The following is a 2,095-nucleotide window of genomic DNA, read 5'->3' as shown; positions in this document are numbered from 1 at the left end:
TGAGCGATTTGGAAGAAAAGTGACGAGCGTAGCATGCTCGGCGGACGTTTGGATGCTGAAGGTTATTTTGCCGCTGAATTCACAGCGAAAAACAACCCAACACGATCACGAAACAACAAATATGTGATGACGACTTATTGCTTAACTCCAGCCATTAAAACATGGAATTCACCGTTCAATTCAAACCCGATTTAGCTGATAAAAACTCACTTTGCCTAACGCCGCGTTAAGTAGTGAGCAACGCCGCCACCTAACCTAAACCATTGCACCGTAAACACAAAAGCCAATTTGAACTGAAAATGCCACGCGTTGCGAATCTGCCTTAAACGCTTTGTTATAAAACTATCGAATCTCTGGCAACCTTAGTTCAGATATAAACTGCTCCGCCTCAACCAACTGCGAATGAGTCGCTGTTTCAAGTTGCGCATTTAGTATCATGTCTCTTTCAGCAGCAGAAACAATAATAGTCGTAAATATGGCATCGATAATGGCATAAGAAAAAGTTACTGGACTAGAGCTATTGTTGTAGGGAATATCATAAAGCTTGGCGAGTGTAAGTAACTCTTTAACTGCTGATGGAAGCCTATTTTTGACATCATATCTATTCAGTTCGGCATACCTTCTCAATGAAACTGAAGGCTCCACAACTCTATTTTCCTCAACAACTTCTCCAAACTCTTCCCACTTAATAAACTTAAATTCCTTAACTAAACTCACTGTGATCTCCTGTTTTATAACGCCGCATTAAGGTGTGAGCGGCGCTTGGCTATACTTGAGCGAAGCGAAACTGCCGAGCGTTGCGAATCACTCTTAAATGCTTTGTTAGTACTCTGATTTTAAACTGTATTGTTGAGCTTTTTGAAGACCTTTACTCATCAAAACAATCACGACAGAGCCAATCAAGACCGGAGTAACTAAGAATGACCAACCATGACCTGCCAACATAATTAGAATTGGATTCGCTCCTGCCGGTGGATGCGTTGTTTTAGAGACTAACATACATGTAATACCTAACCCTGTCGCAATAGCCAAACTCACAGGTGTTACACCTACGTACTGAGAAAATACTATACCAATTACGGCTGTGACCAAATGACCAAAAATTACATTTTTTGGTTGAGCAAGAGGGCTCTGTGGTAAACCAAAAACTAGTACTGCTGTTGCCCCAAATGGAGCCATTACCAAAGCTGCACTTTCTACATTGGCTTCCACCATCAAGAGAAGACCAAGAGTAATTGAAGCTCCAACTCCTGCGACTAAAGCAGACACATAACTATTCATATAAACCTCACAATAAAAAGTAGAACGACCTGTCTACTTTTTATTGTAGACAGATCATTCTACCTTTGTCAATATACACAAAACCGAGTTCGAGGTGTCTTTATGAGCAAGAAACGAGATTTACTATTAAGTACAGCATTAGAGCTGTTTTACCGACATGGCATTAATTCCATTGGAATTAATGAAGTAATAAAGGTTTCTGGTGTGGCTAAGAAAACGCTCTACAGCCATTTCAACAGCAAGGAAGACTTGGTACTTAGGGCTTTAGAGCAAAGACACCTAACCTTTATGCAATGGTTGGAAGCTAAACTTGAAAACACAACCAATAATAGTGAGTTGGTTGACACTCTATTTCATGCTTTAAAGGGATGGTTTGACGGCTATGAGCCTAAACTAGGCGATTTTAACGGATGTTTCTTTATAAATACTTCTGCGGAATTCCACGATGCTAAAAGTGAAATATCTAGCTATTGTCGCTTCCACAAAGCGCAAGTACGTCAGTTAATACGAAACAAGCTAAGTGAAGATTCGGACGATTTGCTCAATGCGATATGTTTACTCAAAGAAGGAGCCATCACAACGGCTTATATGACAGGCGCAAGTTCTGAAGTAATAGAGAACAGTGTAAAGATCTTACACCGTCTTGAGTGCTAACGCCCGGCTAAGGGGTTGACAACGCACCGCCGAACTCAAAAAACACACTGTAAACACTAGACTTCAATTTTGCACTAAAACCGCCACGCGTTGGCAATCCCTCTTGAGCCGTTTGTTATGCAAATTCAATAAGATAAACTGACTTTACTCGATCAAAAGC

At 40.7% G+C, this 2,095-nt stretch carries 3 protein-coding genes; 1 reads left to right on the top strand and 2 read right to left on the bottom strand.

Annotation, left to right across the window (positions count from 1 at the left end):
- Positions 1 to 342: 342 nt before the first annotated feature.
- Both AACR75_RS15945 and AACR75_RS15940 read right to left on the bottom strand, forming a co-directional pair.
- Complete coding sequence (locus AACR75_RS15945; RefSeq protein WP_025594819.1) at positions 343 to 717, bottom strand: hypothetical protein; 375 nt, start codon at positions 715 to 717, stop codon at positions 343 to 345.
- A 105-nt stretch (positions 718 to 822) separates the two neighbouring features.
- A complete protein-coding gene (locus AACR75_RS15940) occupies positions 823 to 1,281 on the bottom strand; it encodes an HPP family protein (RefSeq protein WP_047691006.1) in 459 nt (152 codons plus the stop codon).
- A 102-nt stretch (positions 1,282 to 1,383) separates the two neighbouring features.
- On the opposite strand from AACR75_RS15940, the gene AACR75_RS15935 reads away from it, so the two are divergent.
- Positions 1,384 to 1,935: a TetR/AcrR family transcriptional regulator gene (locus AACR75_RS15935; RefSeq protein ID WP_047691003.1), complete on the top strand. Its 552-nt coding sequence runs from the start codon at positions 1,384 to 1,386 to the stop codon at positions 1,933 to 1,935.
- Positions 1,936 to 2,095 lie beyond the last annotated feature (160 nt).

It is taken from the genome of Vibrio sp. ZOR0018, assembly GCF_963865925.1.
Classification (GTDB): domain Bacteria; phylum Pseudomonadota; class Gammaproteobacteria; order Enterobacterales; family Vibrionaceae; genus Vibrio; species Vibrio anguillarum.
The sequence above is the reverse complement of the archived record's forward strand: the minus strand, read 5'-3'. Positions and strand labels throughout refer to the sequence as shown.